We start from the raw sequence: 23,455 nt of genomic DNA, 5'->3' as shown, positions 1-23,455 counted from the left end.
TAATTAAGCTAATTATAAATTATTTCCCCAATTTTCTAATTCTTCTGCACTCCATAATTCTGGAAAGAAAATACGTTTCTGGTATTTTGGATGCATATATTTTTTCCAATCACTTCCTCCTGTAGCTTCACCATCTCCAATACCACTATCAATGTAATGTTTAGCTGCGTTGTAATGTGCCATTACCCAAGAAACATTTACGGTATAATCGTAATGTCTCATAGCTTTTATAAGCTCATCATTTTTCTGGTCTTTTACCGGAAGTTCTTTAAAACGCGTCCAAAGATTTTTAGTATTATAGGTTTCCATAAACCTCAAAAACTCGTCTTTGTAACGTTTTTCAAAATTAATTAAAAGTATAGATTTCTTACCTGTTTTATGATCTTTTCCTGCTGCTTGCCAATATAAATGTTCAAAAGCATGTGTAAATGGTGTATCTCTATCAATATCTTTTCTAAATCTATAATCTATAAGATTAATTAATTCAGTTGAAGCAAATTCAATAAATCTATATTGCGCACTCTGAAAACCACTAGCTGGCGTTAATGTATATCTAAATTTCATATACTGATCAACATCCATTCCTTCTCTCATAATATTGAAAGAGGTAGACAACATATCGAAATATCTACTAATTCGCATGAGTTTGTTTTCAAAAAAAGTAACATCTAAATCTTCTTTTTCTGCTACTTGAGAAATTTCCCAAAGTATCATTTTAAAAATCAACTCATTAATTTGATGATAGGCAATAAACACCATTTCATCTGGAAGCGTTGTGCGTTGAATCTGCAGATTCAATAAAGCATCTGTTTGAATATAATCCCAATATGTAATTGGCTTACTGTAAAGCAAACCATATAAGTGGTCGTCTGTGTCTTGATCTATTTTTATGTACTTCTCTTGAAGTGCTTTTATAATATCGTCGTAGTTAGGTTGGTCTGACATCTAATACTTATTCTTTGAATTCTATATTAAAGGCGTGCTTTAAACCCTTAAAAGCAACTAGGTCTGCTCTCAACGAACCAACAGCTAAATCTGCTTGAATTTTTAAAGGCATTTTATTTTTATCTGCACTTACCCATAAGGTTAAACTTTCTTCTTCTTTAAAAACACGACCTGCCATAACGTAAGGTCTGAATTTTATGGTATTTACTTTTCCAAATTCTGTTTTAATAATTTCTTGACCTAAATACTTCAGCTTAAAGCCATAGTTTTCTTCATCAAAAAACATAGTTGTTTTTATTTCATCGCCATGTTTTAAAGATGAAATATCAATTTTATTTCTTAAATGATAATACATAGAAACCATGTCTTGTACATCTTTCTCTGTAGCTAAAGTCTTTACGCTTTTATTCTTTTTATTAAAAACTTCAGCCTTTCTGTTTTTATGATCAAATTTAATTTCGATATCCTTTGTATGACCTCCTTCATCTATTTTTCTAATAAATTTATAAGGCACACCTGTTTCTTTATCAAAATAACTTTCGTAGCGGTCTTTAACTTTAAACATCCATTTTATGGCTCCTGTGGTCCAACCTTTTCCAACAACATGAAAGACTGGCTTTCCATCTAATGTTGTTTCATTTAAAGACAAAGTAGCGTTCCCTGCTTTTAAGAGTCCACTATAGCTCATTTCGAATTTAAACCACTCACCTTCTTGAAAAGCGGTTTCCTTTTCAACTTTTGAAGCTTGAAATCCTACAAAAAATAATATAACTGTGAATAAATATTTCATTTGTAAATGTCTAATGAGTTTTGAAATTCACCTGCCTTTTCTATGCCACCATTAGCTCAGCTAACAATACCTTAAACACGTTTATTCCATAATCCCTAGTTTGTAAATATAATTAATGTAACGGATTTATTATGTTACAATTATCTTAAATACAATTACTATTCCAAAAGTTCTTAACTGTTGACACAAACCCATAAACCATTGAAAAACAATTGAAAACCAAAATTATATTATTCAATTAAGAAAAACCACCTACATTCTTAAATATTACTAAAGGAAGCTTATCTCTATCCAAAACATAAAATTTGAATTTATATACAGTGGAAATTTAGAGTTGATTTTTTTAGCACGTTTAGTTATAGACCACTAAACGCGCTTTTGTTTTTTTTTTATTAAAAACTAATACAATACTACACTAGTATTATAATGTTCCTCTTTTAGCCTGTTCTCGCTCAATAGATTCAAATAAGGCTTTAAAGTTACCTGCTCCAAAACCTTGAGCTCCCATTCTTTGAATAATTTCAAAGAACAATGTTGGTCTATCTTCTACTGGTTTAGTAAATATTTGAAGTAAATACCCTTCCTCATCAGCATCAATCATAATAGATAATTTTTGAAGCTCACCAATATCCTCTTTCATCATATCCATGTGTTCACCTAATCGTTTTGGAATATCATCATAATAGGCTTGAGGTGGTGGAGGTAAAAATTCTATTCCTCTTGCTTTTAATTGCGCAACGGTTTTAATAATATCGTCTGTTGCTACAGCAATATGTTGCACTCCTGAGTCTTCGTAGAAATCTAGATACTCTTCAATTTGAGATTTCTTAGCGGCTTTTGCGGGTTCATTAATTGGGAATTTAATTCTCCCATTTCCGTTGCTCATCACTTTACTCATTAAAGCTGAATATTCGGTGTGTATTTGTTTATCGTCAAAAGATAAAAAGTTTACAAAGCCCATAACATCTTCGTACCATTTTACCCATTTGTTCATTTGTCCCCAACCCACATTGCCAACCATATGGTCTATATACTTTAATCCTACAGGCTCTGGATTATAATCACTTTTCCACTCTACAAATCCTGGCATAAATGTTCCTGTATAGTTTTTACGCTCTACAAACATGTGCACAGTTTCACCGTACGTATAAATCCCAGCTCTAACAACTTCTCCAAACTCATCTTTTTCAACTGTTGGCTCCATGTAAGACTTTGCACCTCGTTTTGTCGTTTCTTCATAAGATTTACGTGCATCTTCAACCCAAAGGGCAACAATTTTAACTCCATCTCCATGTTTTACAATATGCTTATTAATCTCTGACTTACTGTTTAATGGAGTTGTAAGTACCAAACGGATTTTATCTTGTTTTAACACATAACTAACAGAATCCTTAGAGCCTGTTTCTAATCCTTTATATGCATGTGACTGAAAACCGAAGGCGGTTTTATAAAAATGCGCAGATTGTTTTGCATTACCAACATAAAACTCAACATAATCTGTTCCTAAAAGCGGCAAAAAATCTTGCGCTCCTTCAAATATTTTTTCTAAACCGTAGTTTACACTTTTTACTTCTTTTGCCATAATATGATAGCTTACTTTAGACCTCCTAAACTAATTAAATTCTAATTTAAGCGGGTTTAATTGTTAATAATTTAATTCTTTAAAAACTATAAATAATTACTCTTGTTGAGCGCTTTCTAATTCTATATCTTCAACATTATCTTCACTTTCTATGTCATCAATAATGTAGTCTTCATCAGTCCAAGTATTGATGGTATCTGTTTCTTCTTCAATTTCAGTTTCGTAATAATAGTCATCATTCTCAAAATCACCATTTTTAATACCGTCTAAAATAGCAGATGAAATTAAGGTTCCGTAAAACACAAACGCTGCTAGGGCAGCCAAGAAAATAAAACCATTAAGTACAATAGCTATAATATTTATAATTTTTGCTGTATTTACATTATTCCGAGATTGAGAATCGAAAGCCTCAGGATTTTCACCAAACTCTCGCAAACTTTTATTAGCAACTACTAATCCAATTATAGCCATAGTTAATGGCACTATTGCAGTAACTCCATAACAGCAACAACCTACTAAACCAATAACCAATGCTAATACTCCTAATACTAAAGCTAATGGGTCTGCTGGTAATTTATTTTGATTCATTTATAATATAATTTTAGACCTATTTTTTCTCTAACCAAGATTTAAAATAGTCTTCGTCAGCTATTTTTAAGGCTTCTTCTGTTACTTTTAAGGGTTTAAACGTGTCCACCATTACAGCTAGCTCATCTGTTTTTACTTTGCCAATACTGCGCTCCATAGCTCCTGGATGTGGACCATGCGGAATACCTGCTGGATGCAATGAAATATGACCAGCATCAATATCGTTTCTACTCATAAAATCACCATCAACATAATACAACACCTCATCACTATCTATATTACTATGATTGTAAGGTGCAGGTACAGCAAGTGGATGATAATCGTACAAACGTGGTACAAAACTGCAAATTACAAAAGCATCTGTTTCAAAAGTTTGATGTACTGGAGGCGGTTGATGTACACGACCAGTTATAGGTTCGAAATCGTGAATTGAAAACGCATACGGATAATTATAACCATCGTAACCTACCACATCAAAAGGATGAGAAGCATACACCATATCAAAAATTTCGTCTTGCTTTTTAATTTTTATTAAAAAATCACCCGATTCGTTATAGGTTTCTAATTCTTGTGGCTGACGCAAATCGCGTTCACAAAATGGAGAGTGTTCTAATAATTGCCCAAAATAATTACGATAACGTTTTGGTGTATAAATTGGTCTGTAAGATTCTACAATAAATAAACGATTGTCCTCGGTATCAAAATCGAGCTTGTAAATAATACCTCTTGGCACTAAAAGGTAATCACCATATTTAAAATCTAAATTTCCAAGATGTGTTCTTAATTTCCCTGTGCCTTTGTGGATAAAAATTAATTCGTCCGCATCTGTATTTTTATAGAAATAATCTTTTGTTGATTGTTTTGGTGCTGCCAATATAATATTACAATCACTATTAGTTAACACAATTTTTCTACTCTCTAAATAATCGTTTTCTGGCTTAACCTGAAACCCTCTAAAACGATAAGATTGCATATTATTAGCTTTTGCAACTTTAGGAGCAACACTATATTGTTTTTTAATTTCTTTAACTTGTGTTGGTCGTTGCTCGTGGTAACTGTTGGTAGACATACCATCGAAACCAATGGTTCCGAACAATTGCTCGTAATAATAATCGCCATTTGGTTTTTTAAACTGCGTGTGGCGTTTTGGTGGAATTTTCCCTAATTTATGATAGAATGGCATTTTTTTGAATGGTTTTAAATATTACAAAGCCCTTTCGACTGCGCTCAAGGTGACACTTTATTTACAACTTTAAAGGTACAAAATTTGTAAAGATTCCTGCCTTCGCAGGAATAAGGCGTGTTTATTCCGGATTCCTTTTAATAAGGAAATGAAGGTGAAGTTTTATGTTTGCCCAGAATGGTGTCATATGCACAAATATCGAGAAATTATGTGAGATACTGAAATATTTATGACAATAGGGGTTTTACATAAAGTTTTCTAAACGAAACATTTCCAATAATTTATTGTTAAAATCCAAACGCAAAACTGTTAAAGTTTCAACTATTTTACAGTTTCAATTACGGTTTTTTGCAGTTAACATTTCTTTAACATTTAAAGCGTTTTTAATTAGGTGGTTTCCATTTTTTTTTTTTAGATTTACAGAGTTGAAAGCATTTTTATAGGGTAATGTAAGAAGTCGCTCTTATAGAATGTGAACAACATAAATGTTAACATTATGACCTGCGCAGGTTTTTTTATTTTTTAATCCCTTTTGAAAATTATACTAAATAGCGCAAAAAAAGACTTCTAACCAAATGACTTCTACTTCTCATACCCTTATATGAGAAAACAAATGACTTCTAAATTTAAAAGACTTCTATTCCCTAAATTTTAGGGAGAAATTATTTATTAATCAACTTATCTTAATAAATGTGATGGGTTTAAAATCTTAAATTATGAAGAAAAAAATATTTAGCCTTGTGGCTGTGGTAATGTTTGCAGGTAGTTTAGTTAGTGCTGCACCATCTGATAAACCAATGGAAGAAGATTTTGGTAAAGCATCCGATTGCGTTAGCTATTGGAGGAATGCTGTTTTAACATTAGCAGCCAACAATGGACACGAGGCTAATACAGACATGGTAAATGGCAATACAACTTATTTAGAATTATACATGATTGCATATACCGAATGTGTGAATAACTAAATACAAATGATTAAAACCAAATTTATTATATTTTTAACTTTGGTCTTGGGCATATTAGCCCAAGCCCAGAGTAATTTATCAGGAACGGTTTTATATAAAGCTTCACACAATAAAACCAAGATTAAAAAAGATTCAGGAGAAAAGTCCGAAGGAATAGAAGGTGCAAACCAATTATTACAAAACGCCTCAGACGTTTATACAACTTTAAATTTCAATAGTAAAGAATCCTCCTATCGAGTAAACAAAAAACTAAAAGTCGATGGAATTGATTCAATCAACATAACTTATTTTTTTGCAGGTGGTGATAATTTATTTTACTGTAACAACGATTCACTAAAAGTAGTCCAATCTAATACATCATTAGGTAAACTTTATTTAATTAAGAAAGATTCACCAAACTGGGTAATTACAAAAGAAACAAAGATGATCGATGGTTTGACATGCACTAAAGCATACTCAACTATACTAGAAGGAGATAAAGAAAAGGTTGGTGCTACAGCATGGTTTTGTCCTTCTATCCCTGTTGGTTTTGGTCCATTAGAATATTTTGGGTTACCAGGATTAATTATTGAATTACAATTTTCTAAAATGACATTCATTGCAGAAAAAATTAATTTAAATAAAAAAAATGTTGTGATTGAAAAACATAAAAATGCACCAATATTGACACTTGAAGAATTCATGGCAATCGCTAAGAAAAGAACACCTGACTTTTTTGAAAATTAAGTATTTAAAATTGAAACTTAGAAAAAAAATAATCCTGCTCTTTTTAGTAGGATTTTTTTCATATTGCAATGCACAGAAAATCAAAATTTCTGGTAAAATAACAGACGTTATCCAAAACCCATTATCTTACGCCAACATTTTAGCCATACCAAAAGCAGACAACCAAGAAGTAAAATTCGCCATCACCGAAAACGATGGCAGCTACAAACTTGGCTTAGCAAAAAACCAAACCTACGAACTCACGGTAAGTTATTTGGGCTACAAACCACAAACGATTATTATAACTACCACAGACCAAAACCTCTCTAAAAACTTCATCCTCAAAGAAAACCCAGACCAACTAGACGAGGTTAACATAAAATACACACCACCAATAACCGTAAAAAAAGACACCATCACTTACGATGTTTCTAAATTTGTAACTGGAGAAGAACGCAAACTAAGAGATGCTTTAAAAAAATTACCAGGCGTAGAAGTAGATAGAGCAGGTAATGTGATGGTAAATGGCAAAAAAGTAACCAAAGTCTTAGTAGAAAACAAAACCTTTTTTACAGGCAATAGTAAATTGGCTGTAAATAATATACCAGCAGATGCCGTAGAAAAAATAGAAGTTTTAGATAATTACAATGAGGTGGCTATGCTAAAAGGCTTGCAAGACTCTGAGGATATGGCAATGAATATCTTATTAAAAGAAGACAAAAAGAAATTTGTGTTTGGTGATATAGAAGCTGGTGCTGGCATTGAAGAGCGATATTTGTTGCATCCTAATTTGTTTTATTACAGCCCAAAAACCAATGTTAATTTTATAGGCGACTTAAACAACCAAGGAATAAAAAGTTTTAGTTTTAGAGATTATTTAGAATTTGAAGGTGGTTTTGGTAAACTACTAGATGATGCTGGTAATTATTTTAGTTTATTTAATAGCGATTTTGCGCAATACCTCAATAACCAAGATTTTACAGATAATACTAACCAATTTGGAGCTTTAAATATTAGGCAATCCGTTTCTAAACATACAGATATTAGTGGTTATTTAATTACATCTAACTCTAAGACCCAAACAGCTAGCAATACGCTAAATTATTACCAAAATATTGCAGACCCTTTTACTGAAGATAGAACAGTTGCCAATAATCTCAACAACTTTTTTACCATTGGTAAAGTAACCATAGATTACGACCCAAGTTATAAAGAAGATTTTGCTTATAACGCTTTTGTTAAGGTGACCAATAATGATAGTCATGGTTTTGTAAATACGTTAAGTCCTAATCAAAGTAACCACATTACTACGCTAACAGATGTTACTTCACTTAATCTTAAACAAAATATAAGCTATAGTCGTAAGCTTTCTAAAGCACATACAGCAACTTTAGAAGCGACTTATAATTTTCAGAATGATAAACCAATAACTGAATGGTTAACTAATCGGCAAATTTTACAAGGCTTAATTCCTTTAGAAGATTCTGCTATCTATAATATTCTTCAAACTAAAAATTCTAAATCACATAATTTTAATGCTGTTATAAAAGATTATTGGACGCTTAATAATTTTAACCATCTATATACAAGTGTTGGTATAAACACTTCTTTTAATGATTTCTTTAATGAAGATGTACAATTGCTAAATGATGGTCCTATCAATAATTTTAGTTCTGCTGGTTTTGGAAATGATTTTGGTTATCATTTTATAGATACCTATTTGGGCTTGGAATACAAATTTCAAGTTGGAATTGCGACTTTTAAACCTGCCGTGTTTTATCATGGTTATTTATGGCGAACACAGCAATTCGATAATGCAAAAACCTTTTCTAAAAATCTGTTTTTACCACAATTTACAACTAAAGTTGAATTTAATAATAGTGAAAAATTGAATTTCCGCTACAAATTAAATGCACGTTTTCCAAGTATTAATCAGTTAGCTAATAATTTTGTTCTCTCTAATTTTAATAGTGTTTATAGAGGAAATTCTCAATTAGAAAATCAATTGTACCATTCTGCCACTTTAAGTTATTATAAATTTAGCCTGTTTAGAAACTTAAACCTCAACTTAAATACCAGTTTTAATAAACGTATAGAAAGTATAAAAACGGTTTCAGAACTTAATGGTATAGAATCCTTTAACACAACCACTATGTTTGATGAACCAGAACATAACTGGACAATTAGCGGACGTATTTCAAAAAAAATAAAAAAAATACGTTATAATTTAAGTAGTCGTTTTAGTTATAATGATAACTTTCAGATTTTAAATAATGAAACCAATCTTAATATTTCAAAATCAATATCTTCAACGATAGGCATAGAAACTTTTTTTAAAAATTATCCAAATGTAGAAATCAATTACACTAAAGATTATAGTAATTATAAAGCTTTAAACAACACATCTCAATTTGAAAACGATAAATTAGAATTGATCTTAGAATACGATTTTTTAAGGGATTTTATCTTTAAAGCAGATTATACCTTTGATAATTACAACAATAAAAGTCAAAACATCAACAACACTTTTGATACTGCAAATACCTCGTTATTCTACCAAATAGAAGATAGCCCTTGGGGATTTGAGGTAAATGCAACAAATATATTTGATGTAAAATTTAAACAACAGAATTCATTTAATGCTTTTGTAATTAGCGATAGTAGAACTTATGTTTTGCCTAGGATTGTGATGTTTAAGGTGAGTTATAAATTGTAAACTTTAAATTTCAATTCTGAGATTCCTGCTTTCGCAGGAATGTGGTCAAAACCAAAAACCAAGATTAAAAATCCAGTAACTATTTCCTGTATCTGGCGAATACGTATATTTCCCTTCTAAAGGTCCTAAAAAAGTTTCTAATGAATAACCTATTGCATAGCCATTGTAACTAGGTGAAGAGAAAAACTGACCAGACTCAAAAAGACCATCGCCAATATTTCCGTAATTTGCGGCTAATAGAATATGATGTTTTCTAAAAATTTCATAATCTAAAGTGAAAGTTGCTTTTACAAAACTATCTCCCGTTAAGGCTAAATAATCATATCCATAAAATGAATAAAAATTATTAATAAAATTAGCTCCGTAGCCTCCGATTGCAAACCCTAACGCATTTGTGGATTTATCACCTATTTTAAAACCACCATTGGCTTCTGTTTTTAAAGCCAGCTTGTCACTAAAACTAAAGGCATAACCCATGTCTGCTTTAGCTATTGAAAACTCTTCAAAATTAGAATTAAAACCTGATGCTTTTAAATACAAATGAAAATCTCCATTAAAATAAAATCCGCTTTTAGGAAAATAGGAATTATCATAATCATCGAACTTTAGATTACCAAACACGCTAAAATAATCTGTATTTTCAAAAATTATTTTATCCTCTCTATCGTCATCGATTATAGTTTCTGAAGTAATTTTTAAATGTTTATGTTCTGCACCTATTCGTAATGCAAAATCCTTTCTGAAAATAGTTTGCAAATACACCTGATTAGTAAAATCTGAAATCTTGGCGTCAATTTTATTTAGGTCTTCTAATAAAGGAGAGCCTTCTTCTAAAGCTATTATTGGGTTCACATTTTTATTAAACTGATTATAACGTGATTTTACACCAATACTAATATAAAAACCTTTATCAATAAAATAATTGAGATTATACCTAGTGTTATCACCTAAAATAACATCTAATGAAGCAATATCATTACTAAATAATAGTTTTTTCTGAGTAATGTTTACAAGTATTGCACTTTTGTATAACTCATCATAATGTAGACCTAATCTTAAAAATGTACTCGTTTCAGATTCTGTAATTTTACCCAACAATCTATATTCAGATTCATTTTCAGTTGCAGCTAATTGGTATCTAAACGTATCAAAATTATTTGTAGCTATAAGATTATTTATACCTTGTCTAAAATCTGCATAGCTCATTTTTTCCGCACCTTTTAATTTTAATTTCCCTAAAAGATAAGATCTAGTATAACGCTCGTTTCCTTCAATACTAACATTTTTAATTGTTAAACTATCTAATATTTTAACTGGCTGTAGTTCCGTAAAGTTTGACTGATGTTTTTTTATATCTTTTAATTCAGAAAGCTTAATTCGTGCTGCTGCTTCACCATTAGCAATAATATCATCTCCTTCATCAAATGAAATTACAGAAAAATTTGTGATGTCTGGCTTTATATAAATATCGGTTAATTTCGCCTTGCTTTTCATCGCATTTATAGTCCTAAAATTACCAATTTGCAACAAAATGTCTGGAGCAGATTTAAGCGATTCACGATCCTTTAAAGCATCTTGAACATCGACACCAATAATAATATCCATGCCTTTGGCTCGCAGTTCTTCAACAGGAAAATTATTAGTAACTCCACCATCTATTAAAATCCTCTCATCAATCATTACTGGCTGAAACAATGACGGCAACGCTCCACTTGCAGTAACAGCTTCTGCTAATTTGCCTTTATTCATTATTAAAGATTCACCTGTTTCTATATCAGTAGCAACGCAAAAAAATGGAATAGGTAATTGGCTAAAATCTCTAACATCATTTACAGGAAGCATTAAATGATACAACAGGTTATACACGTTTTGACCTCTTGATAAAGCTGAAGGCAAACTAATTTTAAATCTATCAAAAGGTAAGTTTACGGCATATTTTTCTGAATTCTCTCTCTCATAAAAAGACTTAGAGGCTCTTGGGAAACCATCATTTATTAACTCATCGAAATCTTGAGTTTTAAAAATATCCTCTAATTGTTTACCAGAATAACCAGAAGCATATAAAGATCCAATAATGGCTCCCATACTAGTACCAGCAACATAATCTACTTTTATACCTAAACTATCAATAACCTTTAAAACTCCTATGTGCGCAAAACCTTTAGCGCCACCTCCACTTAACACTAAACCAATTTTAGGTGTTGGCTTAATGGTATCATTCTGAGCCTTTAATTGCAAAAGACCTACAAGAAATAAAATAAATATAAAGTGTTTGGTTTTCATAGCATTTAATATCCAACAAGATATTTTAAATTGATTTTTAAGCTGTATGTCTTAATTTAAATTCTTAATAGTATAATTTTCTATTCTTTATGATAATAATCATATACTTTATTTGCTCTAGATACTCCAACGACTGCCTCTAACTCATCTAACTTGGCGTTTCCAATACGCTTTACCGTTTTAAATTGCTTCATTAGATCTACAATAGTTTGCTCGCCAACTCCAGGTATATTTTCTAACTCAGTGGTTAACGCTCCTTTGCTTCTTCTATTTCTGTGATGCTCTATACCAAAGCGATGTGCCTCGTTTCTTAACTGCTGTATTATTTTTAAAGTTTCACTTTTCTTATCTAAATACAACGGAATTGGATCATCTGGATAAAACAATTCTTCTAAACGTTTTGCAATACCAATGATAGCGATTTTTCCACGCAATCCTAGGACATCTAAGCTTTTTAACGCTGATGATAATTGCCCTTTTCCTCCATCAATAATTATAAGTTGCGGCAAAGGTTGGTCTTCTTCCTTTAAACGTTTGTAACGTCTGTAAACGACTTCTTCCATAGACGCAAAATCATCTGGACCTTCTACCGTTTTTATGTTGAAATTACGATAATCTTTTTTACTCGGTTTTCCATTTTTAAAAACTACACAGGCTGCAACCGGATTTGTTCCTTGAATATTTGAGTTATCAAAACATTCAATATGTCTTGGCTCTTCAGACAAGCGTAAATCAGCTTTCATTTGTGCCATAATTCTATTAGCATGCCTATCTGGATCTACAAGTTTTACCTGCTTAAATTTATCCATTCTAAAATACTTCGCATTTCTAATAGATAAATCTAGTATACTTTTTTTATCGCCAAGTTTCGGAATTGTTATTTTTAAGTCATTTCCTAGATTAACTTTAAAAGGTACATAAATTTCTTTTGAATTTGAATTAAAACGCTGCCTGATTTCTGTAATGGCTAATTCTAATAAATCGGAATCTGATTCTTGTAATTTCTTTTTTAACTCTAGCGTATGCGACCTAATAATTGAACCGTAGCTTAATTGTAAAAAATTCACATAAGCGTATGTTTCATCACTGACAATAGAAAATACATCTACGTTACTAATCTTAGGATTTACAATAGTAGACTTGGCTTGGTAGTTTTCTAAAACCTCTAATTTTTCTTTTATTTTCTGCGCATCTTCAAATTGCATTGCTTCTGCATGTTGGCGCATCTGAATTTTAAATTGCTGTAAAGAATCTTTAAAGTTACCTTTTAAAATTTCTCTAATTGCAATAATATTTGCCTGATACTCTTCTTCAGTTTCATAACCTTCACAAGCACCCAAACAATTGCCTAAGTGATATTCTAAGCAAACTTTATACTTTCCAGCTTCAATTTTAGATTCAGACAAATCATAATTACAAGTTCTTAATTGATATAAACCTTTTATTAAACCTAAAAGCGTTTTTACGGTTTTCATACTTGTATATGGCCCAAAATATTCTGAACCATCTTTAATAATGCGTCTTGTTGGGAATACTCTTGGAAAACGTTCTTTTTTAATACAAATCCAAGGATAAGATTTATCATCTTTTAATAAAACATTATACTTAGGCTTATACTTTTTTATAAGATTATTCTCAAGTAACAATGCATCGTTTTCAGTTTCTACTACAATATGCTTTACTGAGGCTATGTTTTTAACCAAAACACGCGTTTTACCATAATCGTGATGTTTATTAAAGTAACTGCTTACGCGCTTTTTAATATCTTTAGCTTTGCCAACATAAATTAAACGCTCGTCTGCATCAAAATATTGATAGACACCTGGCTGGTGTGGTAAGGTTTTTATCTGTATTTCTAAGGTCGATTCTGGCATATAACCAAAGGTAATAATTCATAAAAATATATATGTATAATTAATACACTTTATCATTACCTTGCACCTCTTTTTATATATTCAGTTTATGACAAAAAAAGTTTTGGGACGCGTAGACAAAGTCAATTTCCCTGAATTAAAACTAAATAACATCGATGTTAAGATAGATACGGGAGCTTATACTTCTGCTATTCATTGCTCTAAAATTAGAGAAGAAAATGGTAAACTCTATTGTATTTTTGAAAGTAAAGGACACCCTAACTTTAAGAGCGAAGAAGTGGCTTTTGATACTTACACCTATACAGATGTAAAAAGTAGTAATGGCCATAAAGAAAACCGCTACAAAATTAAAACAACCGTTATATTCTTTGGTAAAACGTATAAGATTAACTTAACTTTAAGCACCAGAGAAGACATGAGATTTCCTGTATTAATTGGTCGTCAATTTTTGAAACACAAATTTTTGATTGATGTAGATATCGAAAATCAATCCTATAAACAAACCCTAACTAAATGAACATAGTAATTCTTTCGAGAAATTCTGAACTTTATTCCACAAAACGACTTGTTGAAGAAGGCGAGAAAAGAGGTCATAAAATTGAAATTATTGATCCTTTAAAATGTGATATAATTATTGAGAAGGAAAAGCCAACCATATACTATAAAGACCGTTATTTAGATTATGTTGATGCCATTATTCCAAGAATAGGAGCATCTATAACTTTTTACGGTTGTGCTGTTGTACGTCAGTTTGAAGAAATGGGAGTTTTTACTATTGCAGCCTCTGATGCTATAACACGATCTAGAGATAAGTTAAGAAGTTTACAACGTCTAAGTAAAGCAGGTATAGGCATGCCTAAAACCGTTTTCACAAACTATTCTAGAGATGTAGAAGAAGTGATTGATTATGTAGGTGGCACACCTGTAATTATTAAATTATTAGAAGGCACGCAAGGACTTGGAGTTGTATTAGCTGAAACTAAAAATGCCGCAGAATCAGTTTTAGAAGCCTTTAATGGCCTACAAGCCAGAGTAATTGTACAAGAGTTTATAAAAGAAGCTAAAGGTGCTGATTTAAGAGCTTTAGTTGTAGATGGCCAAGTCGTTGGAGCTATGAAACGCCAAGGAAAAGAAGGCGAATTTAGATCTAATTTACATCGTGGAGGTTCTGCTAATATTATAAAATTAGAACCAGACGAGCTAAAGCTAGCCATGAATGCAGCTAAAGTATTAAAATTACCTGTATGTGGTGTAGACATGCTACAATCTGCTCGTGGTCCATTATTATTAGAAGTAAATTCTACACCAGGATTAGAAGGTATTGAAGGTGCAACACATAAAAATATAGCAAAAGCTATTATTACTTTTATTGAACGTAATAAGAAATAAGACCTAACTTCAATTTTAAAATACTGCTATGAAGGCACCAGACATTTTAGAAATCCTCGGAAAAAAAATAGGCTTAGGTCAAAGTGCTCAATTGAGTTTTAATGTTGCAAAACTACATACACAAAACACCATTGATGTCCCAATTATTATTGAGCGTTCCAAAAAACCTGGACCAACTATATTAATAACTGCTGGTATTCATGGAGACGAAGTTAATGGTGTAGAAATTGTACGACAGATTATTTCAAAAGGCATTAACAAACCAAAAAAAGGCACTATTATCTGTGTTCCGGTAATTAATGTCTTTGGTTTTTTAAATATGAAACGTGAGTTTCCAGATGGTCGCGATCTTAATCGTGTTTTTCCAGGTATAAGTGGTGGCTCTTTAGCAAGTAGAGTCGCTTTTAAATTGGTTACCGAAATTTTACCACATGCAGATTTGGTCATGGATTTTCATACAGGAGGTGCAGATCGTTTTAATGCAGCACAAGTTAGAATTATTAAAAACGAAAAAACCTTAGATGAATTAGCCAAAGTCTTTGGTCCACCATTTATTTTCTACTCTAAAAACATTAATAAGTCCTTTAGAAACACCTGCCACAAACTTGGTATTCCTATTCTTTTGTTTGAAGGTGGCAAATCTTTTAATATTGACAATACTATTACAAACACAGGTGTAAATGGAGTTAAACGTGTTTTAAATCACCTTGAAATGCTTAACCGAAACTTTAAAGTTTCTCAACCTAAACAATCTTGCATTTATTTATTAGATAGTAAATGGGTAAGAGCAAAGTATTCTGGTATGTTTAAAGCAACAGTGAGTATAAACTCTAAAGTAAAAAAAGGAGATGATTTAGGCAACATAACCGATCCATATGGTAGCTTTAATCATTTTGTAAAAGCACCAAATGATGGATTCATTTTTAATATTAATGAATCTCCAATAATTTATCAAGGAGATGCTATTTTTCATATCTCCACAAAAGTGAAAGAATGAAAAAGTCTGAATTAAGACAAAAATACAAACAGCTTAGGTCACAACTTTCTGAAAATGACATAGACGATTTTAGCATTGCTATTGCCAATCAGTTACTAACGTTAGACATTTGGAATAAATCATTTTTCCATATTTTTTTAACGATTGAAGAGCAAAAAGAAATCAATACCGATTTTATACTCAATATTTTAGCAGGAAAAGATAAACACATCGTTATTTCTAAAAGTAACTTTGATGATTATAGCATGTCGCATTATCTATTAACAGATAGTACAACGATTAAAAAAAATAGATACAACATTCCTGAACCAATAGATGGTATTGAAATTAAACCATCCCAATTAGAAGTCGTTTTTATTCCACTTTTAGCTTTTGATACAGCAGGAAATAGAATTGGTTACGGAAAAGGGTTCTATGATCGCTTTTTAGCGAGTTGTAAACCTGAAACTATAAAAATTGGATTATCATTTTTTGAATCTGAAGACGAAATTTCTGACTTTTCTAAAAACGATATAAAGCTAGACTACTGCATCATTCCTAATAAAATATATCGCTTTTAAAGAAAAATAACCACCGTTGAAGTGCCTATAAATTAGATAAAGTGTAAAAATTTCATATCTTGCAAGTTCAAGTATTCAAATTTGACCCAAAATCTGAGTTGTAACTAACAATAGCATGACGGAAACTAACCTAAAACGGCATATTATACCTAATGAAAAATTAGAAGAAGACAATTTTTATTATCACGAATCAGCACTTATGACTTCTACAGGAAGTTGGTATATTGATTTTGAAAACAAAAAGAGTTATTGGGATGATATTACTAGGACGATTTTAGAATATCCCGTAGATTTTGTTCCATCCTTAAAAATGGCAATGTCTTTATATGCTGAAGAACACCACGCGTATATTTCAAATATATTTTTTGAATGCGCCTTATCTGGTACTCCTTTTGATACAGAAATACAAATGCTTACTGCCAATAACCGAAAGTTTTGGGCAAGAGCTATTGGAAAGCCAATTTATAATAATGCTAATAAAATCATTGGTGTACGTGGCGTTTTTCAAGATATTGATGATAATATTCAAAAGGAAATTAATTTAGAAAAAGCTTCGGGAATTGTAGCTTCTCAAAACAATAGATTGTTCAATTTTGCACATATTGTTTCTCATAATTTAAGGTCCCACTCTAGTAATTTAACTTTAATTGTTCAGCTTATAAACGATTTAGATACTGTAGAAGAAAAATTAGAATTACTAGATAATATTACACATGTATCAGAAAGCCTAAATACAACCATAGAACATTTAAATGAAGTAGTTACTATACAAACTAACTCTAATCAACTTAAAGTAGAAGTTAATTTTGCTAAAACATTAGAGCAAGTGACAACATCAATCAACCAAATTATTGATAATAATAAGGTTACAATAAATTCAGACTTTAGTAAAGTTGAATTTATTGAGTATATTCCCGCATATTTAGATAGTATTTTTTTAAATTTACTTACTAATGCCATTAAATATAAGCACAAAGACAGAGATCCAGTAATTAACATCAGTACAACGCGAGATTACACAAATCAAGATCGTGTTGTTTTAGAAATTTCTGATAACGGTTCTGGAATAGACATGGATAAATTTGGAGATAAAGTTTTTGGCATGTACAAAACATTTCATTATAATGCAGACGCAAGAGGTATTGGTTTGTTTATTACAAAAAACCAAGTTGAATCTTTAAATGGGGAGATTAGTGTAAAAAGTGATCTAAATTTAGGTACAACTTTTACTATAAAATTTTAATATCAATGAGTAAACAAATAAAATTGGCATGTATAATTGATGATGATAATATCTATGTAAAATTGGTAAGAAAAATTATAGAGACAAGAAAACTCTGTGATCATCTGCTCATATTTAAAGACGGAAAAGAGGGTATAGACTATTTTGAAACTCTACTCCAAAATTTAGATAAAGACAACATACCAGAAGTCATTTTATTAGATCTCAATATGCCTGTAATGGATGGTTGGGAATTTCTAGAACGTTTTACTAAGATTAAAAATAAATTTAATCATCAAATTACGCTTTATGTTGTGAGCTCATCGATTAACGCTACAGATATTGACAAAGCCAAATCATTATCTTCAGTAGAAAATTACTTGATAAAACCCGTGAGGATTAACGAACTTGAAGCTGTATTTAAAAAAATAGCTTAATCACTAAAAGCTTTCTTATTAAACACAATTAAAATCCCAATTCCTGTGCTTATTGCTACATCTGCGACATTAAAAACAGGATCAAAAAAAGAAAATTGCTTACCTCCAAAAAGCGGTAACCATTCTGGTAAAATACCATTCCAAATAGGAAAATAAAGCATATCTACAACGTTTCCATGAAATACACTTTCATAGCCGCCATTTTCAGGTAAAAAGGTAGCCACTTGCATTATGCTATCACTAAACAAAAAGCCATAAAACACAGAATCTATAATATTACCTAAAGCACCAGCAAATATTATAGAAATAGCGAAAACTAAGATTTTAGACTTCTGCTTCTTAGTCACATCAACTAGCCAAAATGCAATACCTGTAACAGCTACAATTCTAAATAAAGTTAAAATTAATTTAGCGGATCTATCAGATATTATAGTTGTAAAATCACTCAATTTTGTTCCCCAAGCCATACCGTCATTCTCAATGAAAGCAATTTGAAACCAAGAAAAAACATGAATACTTTCTCCTAACTGAAAATGGGTTTTAATGTAAATTTTACTGATTTGGTCTACCAGAAGAATAACAAAAATAATTAATAAGGCTTTTTTAAGAGACATCTAAAGATTTTAAGCAAAAATAGACGTTTAATTGGGCTTTGCAACCGTAATGTTGCCATTTATAGAAGTCAATTTCCAAATAGCATCTTTATTATTAAAGTCGTCTATAATAACTTTTCCGTGATTTGATTTGGCTTCAACAGTAGCACTTTTAGTTACAATGCTGATATCTCCATCTAAGGTATTTATAATTGCTGATTTTGATTCTCCCTTAACACTACATTGCCCTTGTAATAATTCAATAGAAAGCGAATTAAAAACTCCGTTTAATGTTACATGTCCAATATCACTTATAATATTTAAAGAAAGATGTTCCGGAATTTCAAGATAGAGCATGGCAGCAATTACCTTATGTGCATTCCGCTTATCGTCAGGCATGTCTATTAAAGATAAGTAAGCTAAACTTAAGTTTAGTGTATTATTTTCTTCTTTAACAACCAATTGAAAATCATTTTGATATTCACCATCTAATATTGAAGAAATACTAATCTTATCTTTTTTTGAGCTGGAAACGATAATATTAAAAAATTGATCTCCTTGTATTGAAATTACTTTAATATGCTCAGCAGAAATTTCTTTTTGAAGTTTATTTTGAGCTCTCGTAACTGCAAATGACAAAAGGCACACTATAAAACAGAAAGACCTCAAAGATTTTTGAAAACTTAGAGGTCTATCTATATAATACGCTAAAGCCTTGAAATTAAAATACCAAGGCTTTATTGTTCTGTTTTTGTTCAAAATATAATCTCAATATAATGAATTCCTTTTTAATAAAGGGATTTCCTTAAGATTGCATATTCTTTGCTTCAATACTCAATGTGGCATGAGGCACCAATTTTAAACGTTCTTTGTTTATTAATTTACCAGTAACACGGCAAACACCATACGTTTTGTTTTCAATACGGATCAATGCATTTTTTAAATCTCTGATAAACTTTTCTTGACGAATCGCCAATGCTGAGTTTGCTTCCTTACTCATTGTTGCACTCCCTTCTTCAAATGCTTTGAATGTTGGTGACGTATCATCTGTACCATTATCAAAATCATTCATATAAGCACTTTTAATAAGCTCTAAATCGTGCTCTGCTTTCTTAATTTTTTCTTTTAATAAAGATTTAAACTCTGCTAAATCTTTATCTGAATATCTATTATTGGTTTCTGTTGACATAATTTTTAGTGTTTATTAATAAACAATTTAGTATTTACTTCATCAAATACAATTTCTATACCATTGTTTATTGAGTCCTTAATTTCTAACTTTTCAGTTAATGTTTCTGATTTAATATACGCTTCATTTGAAGAAACTGCTTCCACAACATGTGGGTCGTTTTGAAGCTGAACATCAATTCTGTCTGTAACTTCAAAGCCTGAGTCTTTTCGTAAATTCTGAATACGATTAACAAGTTCTCTTGCAATACCTTCTTTACGTAAATCTTCATTAATAGTAACATCTAAAGCTACGGTTAATGCACCTTCATTTGCTACGAGCCATCCTTCAATATCTTGCGATGTAATCTCCACATCATCAAGACCCAAATTAATCTTTTTTCCGTTAATTTCAACATCAATATTGCCGTTTTGCTCGATATTTTTAATATCATCTGCAGTAAAAGCACTTATTGCACTCGCTATCAGCTTCATATCTTTACCAAACTTAGGTCCTAAAGCTTTAAAATTTGGTTTTATTTGTTTCACTAAGATATCTGAAGCATCTTCTAACAGTTCAATTTCTTTAATGTTTACTTCATGTTTTATTAAATCTGCAACCGCTTCAATTTCTTCCTTTTGTTGTTGATTATCAACAGGAATCATAATTTTCTGTAACGGCTGACGTACTTTAATCTTCTCTTTAGCTCTCAACGATAATACAAGTGAACATATTGTTTGCGCACTTTCCATTTTTCGCTCTAATACTTTATCAATAACACTAGTATCTGCAACAGGGAAATCTGCTAAATGCACACTTTCAAACGTTTCCTTTTTAGTCACTGCATTCAAATCTAAATACAAACGATCCATAAAGAAAGGTGCTATTGGTGCGCCTAACTTTGCAATGGTTTCCATACATGTATAAAGCGTTTGATATGCCGAAATCTTATCCGTTTGGTAATCGCCTTTCCAGAAACGTCTTCTGCTTAAACGCACGTACCAATTACTTAAATAATCTTGTGTAAAGTCTGAAATTGCTCGTGCTGCTCTTGTTGGTTCATATTCTGCATAATACTCATCTACTTTCTGAATTAATGAATTTAATTCAGACAAAATCCAACGATCAATTTCTGGTCGTTCTTCTAAAGGAATATCTGCTTCACTGTAGCTAAAACCATCAATATTGGTATAAAGCGTGAAGAATGAATAGGTATTATATAATGTTCCGAAGAATTTACGACTTACCTCAGCAATACCTTCGCTATCAAACTTTAAGTTATCCCAAGGATTTGCATTACTAATCATGTACCAACGTGTGGCATCTGCTCCATATTTAGATAAGGTTTCAAAAGGGTCCACTGCATTACCTAAACGCTTAGACATTTTTTGACCGTTTTTATCTAAAACCAATCCGTTTGAAACGACATTTTTGTATGCTACAGAATCGAAAACCATAGTTCCGATAGCATGAAGCGTATAGAACCAACCACGTGTTTGGTCTACACCTTCTGCGATAAAATCAGCTGGATATGCTTCTTTATTATCAATTAGGTTTTTATTCTCAAATGGATAATGCCATTGCGCATAAGGCATAGAACCAGAATCGAACCATACATCTATTAAATCACTTTCGCGTTTCATTGGTTGACCTGATGCTGAAACTAAAACGATTTTATCAACTACATTTTTATGTAAATCGATAGTTTCATAATTTGCTTCAGACATATTGCCTACTTCAAATTCAGCAAAAATATCTTGAGACATAACACCTGCTTTCACAGACTTAGCCATTTCTTCTTTTAACTCAGCTACAGAACCAATACAAATTTGTTCTTTTCCATCTTCTGTTCTCCAAATTGGTAATGGAATTCCCCAAAAACGAGATCGCGATAAATTCCAGTCGTTTGCATTTGCCAACCAATTTCCAAAACGCCCTTCTCCAGTTGATTTTGGTTTCCAATTAATAGTGGTATTTAACTCGTGCATTCTTCCTTTAACATCTGTGATTTTAATAAACCACGAATCTAATGGATAGTATAAAATTGGCTTATCAGTTCTCCAACAATTTGGGTAACTGTGCTTATATTTTTCAACCTTAAAGGCTTTGTTTTCCGTTTTTAATTTAATGGCAAGTTCTACATCTATAGAACGTTCTGGTGCTTCACCATCTTCGTAATATTCATTCTTTACATATTTACCAGCAAATTCACCTAGTTCTGGTCTGAACTTTCCTTGCAAATCTACTAATGGCACTAAATTACCATTCTCATCTTTTACTAAAAGTGGTGGAATTTCTGGTATTGCTTGTTTTGCAACCATAGCATCATCTGCTCCAAAGGTTGGTGCTGTGTGTACAATACCTGTTCCGTCTTCAACCGTTACGAAATCTCCAGAAATTACTCTGAAGGCGTTTTCAGGATTGTCGTTTGGTAATGCGTATGGTAATAATTGCTCATAAGTAATACCTACTAAATCTTTCCCAACGAATTCTTTAACCACAAAATAAGGAATCTTTTTATCTCCTTCCTTGTAGTCTATTAATTCTGATTTAGTTTCAACACGTTTAAATTTACCATCGAATTGTTTGTTGACTAAATTCTTAGCCAAGACTACATTCATGGGTTGAAACGTGTACTGGTTATACGTTTCAACTAAAACATATTCAATCTTTGGCCCAACCGTTAATCCGGTGTTACTAGGCAACGTCCATGGTGTTGTTGTCCAAGCTAAAAAGAAAATATCACCTTCATTTTGAAGAAAATCTGGTAACGAATCTGCATTGGCTTTAAACTGCGCAACAACTGTTGTATCCGTTACATCTTGATATGTTCCTGGTTGGTTAAGTTCATGCGAACTCAAACCTGTACCTGCTTTTGGTGAATATGGCTGAATAGTGTAGCCTTTGTAAATTAAATCTTTCTCGTAAATCTGCTTTAGTAACCACCAAACAGATTCCATATATTTAGATTTGTAGGTAATATATGGATCGTCCATATCTACCCAATAACCCATTTTTTGTGTAAGGTCATTCCAAATATCTGTATAGCGCATAACGGCTTTTTTACACGCTTCGTTATACTCTTCTACTGTGATTTTTTTACCAATATCTTCTTTGGTAATACCCAGTTCTTTTTCTACACCAAGCTCCACTGGTAGTCCGTGAGTATCCCAACCTGCTTTACGTTTTACTTGAAAACCTTTCATGGTTTTATAACGTGGAAATATATCTTTAATCGCACGTGCTAAAACGTGGTGTACACCAGGCAAACCGTTTGCAGAAGGTGGTCCTTCAAAAAACACAAAAGGTGGTTTTCCTTCTCTTGTGGTTACACTTTTATCGAAGATGTCGTTAGCTTCCCAATAGTTACCGATTTCATCAGCAACGTTTGGCAAGTTAAGTCCTTTGTATTCAGGGAACTTTGTACTCATTTTTCTGTTTTCTTTTCGAGGTGCGAA

General features: G+C 31.6%; 20 protein-coding genes. 9 read left to right on the top strand and 11 right to left on the bottom strand.

What is annotated here, in order from left to right; all coding sequences use genetic code 11:
* Positions 1–12 precede the first annotated feature (12 nt).
* The 5 genes from ACJJVO_RS13645 to ACJJVO_RS13625 all read right to left on the bottom strand — a co-directional run bounded on the left by ACJJVO_RS13645 (position 13) and on the right by ACJJVO_RS13625 (position 5,088).
* On the bottom strand, positions 13–945 hold the full coding sequence (locus tag ACJJVO_RS13645; RefSeq protein WP_405575061.1) for a tryptophan 2,3-dioxygenase family protein: 933 nt from the start codon (positions 943–945) through the stop codon (positions 13–15).
* A gap of 7 nt (positions 946–952) precedes the next feature.
* Positions 953–1,735, bottom strand: a complete 783-nt coding sequence (locus ACJJVO_RS13640; protein WP_405575059.1) for a DUF3108 domain-containing protein — start codon at positions 1,733–1,735, stop codon at positions 953–955.
* Positions 1,736–2,156: 421 nt separating this feature from the next.
* Positions 2,157–3,317 (bottom strand): 4-hydroxyphenylpyruvate dioxygenase, encoded by a 1,161-nt coding sequence (gene hppD / locus ACJJVO_RS13635; protein ID WP_405575057.1) that lies wholly within the window; start codon positions 3,315–3,317, stop codon positions 2,157–2,159.
* 96 nt (positions 3,318–3,413) lie between these two features.
* The gene (locus ACJJVO_RS13630) at positions 3,414–3,905 is read right to left on the bottom strand and encodes a CCC motif membrane protein (RefSeq protein WP_405575055.1); all 492 of its coding nucleotides are present in this window, start codon (positions 3,903–3,905) and stop codon (positions 3,414–3,416) included.
* Positions 3,906–3,924: 19 nt separating this feature from the next.
* Positions 3,925–5,088, bottom strand: a complete 1,164-nt coding sequence (locus ACJJVO_RS13625; RefSeq protein ID WP_405575053.1) for a homogentisate 1,2-dioxygenase — start codon at positions 5,086–5,088, stop codon at positions 3,925–3,927.
* A 716-nt stretch (positions 5,089–5,804) separates the two neighbouring features.
* Here ACJJVO_RS13625 and ACJJVO_RS13620 point away from each other — a divergent pair.
* The 3 genes from ACJJVO_RS13620 to ACJJVO_RS13610 are packed head-to-tail and all read left to right on the top strand — an operon-like array spanning position 5,805 to position 9,474.
* On the top strand, positions 5,805–6,053 hold the full coding sequence (locus ACJJVO_RS13620) for a hypothetical protein (RefSeq protein ID WP_405575052.1): 249 nt from the start codon (positions 5,805–5,807) through the stop codon (positions 6,051–6,053).
* A gap of 6 nt (positions 6,054–6,059) precedes the next feature.
* Entirely contained in the window at positions 6,060–6,779 is a 720-nt protein-coding gene (locus ACJJVO_RS13615) for a GLPGLI family protein (protein ID WP_405575050.1), read from the top strand.
* Between the two features lie 10 nt (positions 6,780–6,789).
* Positions 6,790–9,474 (top strand): carboxypeptidase-like regulatory domain-containing protein, encoded by a 2,685-nt coding sequence (locus tag ACJJVO_RS13610; protein WP_405575048.1) that lies wholly within the window; start codon positions 6,790–6,792, stop codon positions 9,472–9,474.
* A 45-nt stretch (positions 9,475–9,519) separates the two neighbouring features.
* On the opposite strand, the gene ACJJVO_RS13605 is transcribed toward ACJJVO_RS13610, so the two are convergent.
* Together ACJJVO_RS13605 and uvrC are read right to left on the bottom strand one after the other, a co-directional pair.
* A complete protein-coding gene (locus ACJJVO_RS13605) occupies positions 9,520–11,757 on the bottom strand; it encodes a patatin-like phospholipase family protein (RefSeq protein ID WP_405575046.1) in 2,238 nt (745 codons plus the stop codon).
* Between the two features lie 80 nt (positions 11,758–11,837).
* Complete coding sequence (gene uvrC, locus ACJJVO_RS13600; RefSeq protein ID WP_405575045.1) at positions 11,838–13,631, bottom strand: excinuclease ABC subunit UvrC; 1,794 nt, start codon at positions 13,629–13,631, stop codon at positions 11,838–11,840.
* Positions 13,632–13,719: 88 nt separating this feature from the next.
* Between uvrC and ACJJVO_RS13595 the strand changes: the two genes are divergently transcribed.
* The 6 genes from ACJJVO_RS13595 to ACJJVO_RS13570 all read left to right on the top strand — a co-directional run bounded on the left by ACJJVO_RS13595 (position 13,720) and on the right by ACJJVO_RS13570 (position 18,236).
* Entirely contained in the window at positions 13,720–14,148 is a 429-nt protein-coding gene (locus tag ACJJVO_RS13595) for an ATP-dependent zinc protease (RefSeq protein WP_405575043.1), read from the top strand.
* The gene (gene rimK / locus ACJJVO_RS13590) at positions 14,145–15,020 is read left to right on the top strand and encodes a 30S ribosomal protein S6--L-glutamate ligase (RefSeq protein ID WP_405575041.1); all 876 of its coding nucleotides are present in this window, start codon (positions 14,145–14,147) and stop codon (positions 15,018–15,020) included. Before ACJJVO_RS13595 ends, rimK begins: the two co-directional genes overlap by 4 nt.
* 28 nt (positions 15,021–15,048) lie before the next feature.
* Entirely contained in the window at positions 15,049–16,017 is a 969-nt protein-coding gene (locus ACJJVO_RS13585; protein ID WP_405575039.1) for a succinylglutamate desuccinylase/aspartoacylase family protein, read from the top strand.
* Positions 16,014–16,577, top strand: a complete 564-nt coding sequence (locus ACJJVO_RS13580; protein WP_405575038.1) for a 5-formyltetrahydrofolate cyclo-ligase — start codon at positions 16,014–16,016, stop codon at positions 16,575–16,577. Before ACJJVO_RS13585 ends, ACJJVO_RS13580 begins: the two co-directional genes overlap by 4 nt.
* A gap of 115 nt (positions 16,578–16,692) precedes the next feature.
* On the top strand, positions 16,693–17,820 hold the full coding sequence (locus ACJJVO_RS13575) for an ATP-binding protein (RefSeq protein WP_405575036.1): 1,128 nt from the start codon (positions 16,693–16,695) through the stop codon (positions 17,818–17,820).
* Between the two features lie 5 nt (positions 17,821–17,825).
* Positions 17,826–18,236, top strand: coding sequence for a response regulator (locus ACJJVO_RS13570; protein WP_405575034.1), 411 nt, complete (start codon positions 17,826–17,828; stop codon positions 18,234–18,236).
* Here ACJJVO_RS13570 and ACJJVO_RS13565 read toward each other — a convergent pair.
* The 4 genes from ACJJVO_RS13565 to ileS form a co-directional block, all read right to left on the bottom strand.
* Positions 18,233–18,850 carry a lipoprotein signal peptidase gene (locus ACJJVO_RS13565; protein WP_405575032.1) on the bottom strand — a complete coding sequence of 206 codons (618 nt, stop codon included), beginning with the start codon at positions 18,848–18,850 and terminating at the stop codon, positions 18,233–18,235. The two genes, ACJJVO_RS13570 and ACJJVO_RS13565, sit on opposite strands and share 4 nt — an antisense overlap.
* A 27-nt stretch (positions 18,851–18,877) precedes the next feature.
* Positions 18,878–19,468, bottom strand: coding sequence for a hypothetical protein (locus ACJJVO_RS13560; protein ID WP_405575030.1), 591 nt, complete (start codon positions 19,466–19,468; stop codon positions 18,878–18,880).
* Positions 19,469–19,634: 166 nt separating this feature from the next.
* A complete protein-coding gene (locus ACJJVO_RS13555; protein WP_405575028.1) occupies positions 19,635–20,018 on the bottom strand; it encodes a TraR/DksA family transcriptional regulator in 384 nt (127 codons plus the stop codon).
* A 5-nt stretch (positions 20,019–20,023) separates the two neighbouring features.
* Positions 20,024–23,428 (bottom strand): isoleucine--tRNA ligase, encoded by a 3,405-nt coding sequence (gene ileS / locus ACJJVO_RS13550; RefSeq protein ID WP_405575027.1) that lies wholly within the window; start codon positions 23,426–23,428, stop codon positions 20,024–20,026.
* Positions 23,429–23,455 lie beyond the last annotated feature (27 nt).

Source organism: Winogradskyella sp. Asnod2-B02-A (assembly GCF_045063645.1).
Taxonomy (GTDB): Bacteria; Bacteroidota; Bacteroidia; order Flavobacteriales; family Flavobacteriaceae; genus Winogradskyella.
Note: the sequence above shows the minus strand (reverse complement) of the source record. Positions and strands in the feature narration are given on the sequence as shown.

What these genes read in the sequence shown, in the direction of transcription:
- ACJJVO_RS13630 (WP_405575055.1), bottom strand. Translation starts at nt 3,905, where the DNA reads ATGAATCAAAATAAATTACCAGCAGACCCATTAGCTTTAGTATTAGGA.
- uvrC (WP_405575045.1), bottom strand. Translation starts at nt 13,631, where the DNA reads ATGCCAGAATCGACCTTAGAAATACAGATAAAAACCTTACCACACCAG.
- ACJJVO_RS13615 (WP_405575050.1), top strand. Translation starts at nt 6,060, where the DNA reads ATGATTAAAACCAAATTTATTATATTTTTAACTTTGGTCTTGGGCATA.
- ACJJVO_RS13645 (WP_405575061.1), bottom strand. Translation starts at nt 945, where the DNA reads ATGTCAGACCAACCTAACTACGACGATATTATAAAAGCACTTCAAGAG.
- hppD (WP_405575057.1), bottom strand. Translation starts at nt 3,317, where the DNA reads ATGGCAAAAGAAGTAAAAAGTGTAAACTACGGTTTAGAAAAAATATTT.
- ACJJVO_RS13565 (WP_405575032.1), bottom strand. Translation starts at nt 18,850, where the DNA reads ATGTCTCTTAAAAAAGCCTTATTAATTATTTTTGTTATTCTTCTGGTA.
- ileS (WP_405575027.1), bottom strand. Translation starts at nt 23,428, where the DNA reads ATGAGTACAAAGTTCCCTGAATACAAAGGACTTAACTTGCCAAACGTT.
- ACJJVO_RS13570 (WP_405575034.1), top strand. Translation starts at nt 17,826, where the DNA reads ATGAGTAAACAAATAAAATTGGCATGTATAATTGATGATGATAATATC.
- ACJJVO_RS13620 (WP_405575052.1), top strand. Translation starts at nt 5,805, where the DNA reads ATGAAGAAAAAAATATTTAGCCTTGTGGCTGTGGTAATGTTTGCAGGT.
- ACJJVO_RS13595 (WP_405575043.1), top strand. Translation starts at nt 13,720, where the DNA reads ATGACAAAAAAAGTTTTGGGACGCGTAGACAAAGTCAATTTCCCTGAA.
- ACJJVO_RS13555 (WP_405575028.1), bottom strand. Translation starts at nt 20,018, where the DNA reads ATGTCAACAGAAACCAATAATAGATATTCAGATAAAGATTTAGCAGAG.
- ACJJVO_RS13605 (WP_405575046.1), bottom strand. Translation starts at nt 11,757, where the DNA reads ATGAAAACCAAACACTTTATATTTATTTTATTTCTTGTAGGTCTTTTG.
- ACJJVO_RS13585 (WP_405575039.1), top strand. Translation starts at nt 15,049, where the DNA reads ATGAAGGCACCAGACATTTTAGAAATCCTCGGAAAAAAAATAGGCTTA.
- ACJJVO_RS13575 (WP_405575036.1), top strand. Translation starts at nt 16,693, where the DNA reads ATGACGGAAACTAACCTAAAACGGCATATTATACCTAATGAAAAATTA.
- ACJJVO_RS13625 (WP_405575053.1), bottom strand. Translation starts at nt 5,088, where the DNA reads ATGCCATTCTATCATAAATTAGGGAAAATTCCACCAAAACGCCACACG.
- ACJJVO_RS13640 (WP_405575059.1), bottom strand. Translation starts at nt 1,735, where the DNA reads ATGAAATATTTATTCACAGTTATATTATTTTTTGTAGGATTTCAAGCT.
- rimK (WP_405575041.1), top strand. Translation starts at nt 14,145, where the DNA reads ATGAACATAGTAATTCTTTCGAGAAATTCTGAACTTTATTCCACAAAA.
- ACJJVO_RS13580 (WP_405575038.1), top strand. Translation starts at nt 16,014, where the DNA reads ATGAAAAAGTCTGAATTAAGACAAAAATACAAACAGCTTAGGTCACAA.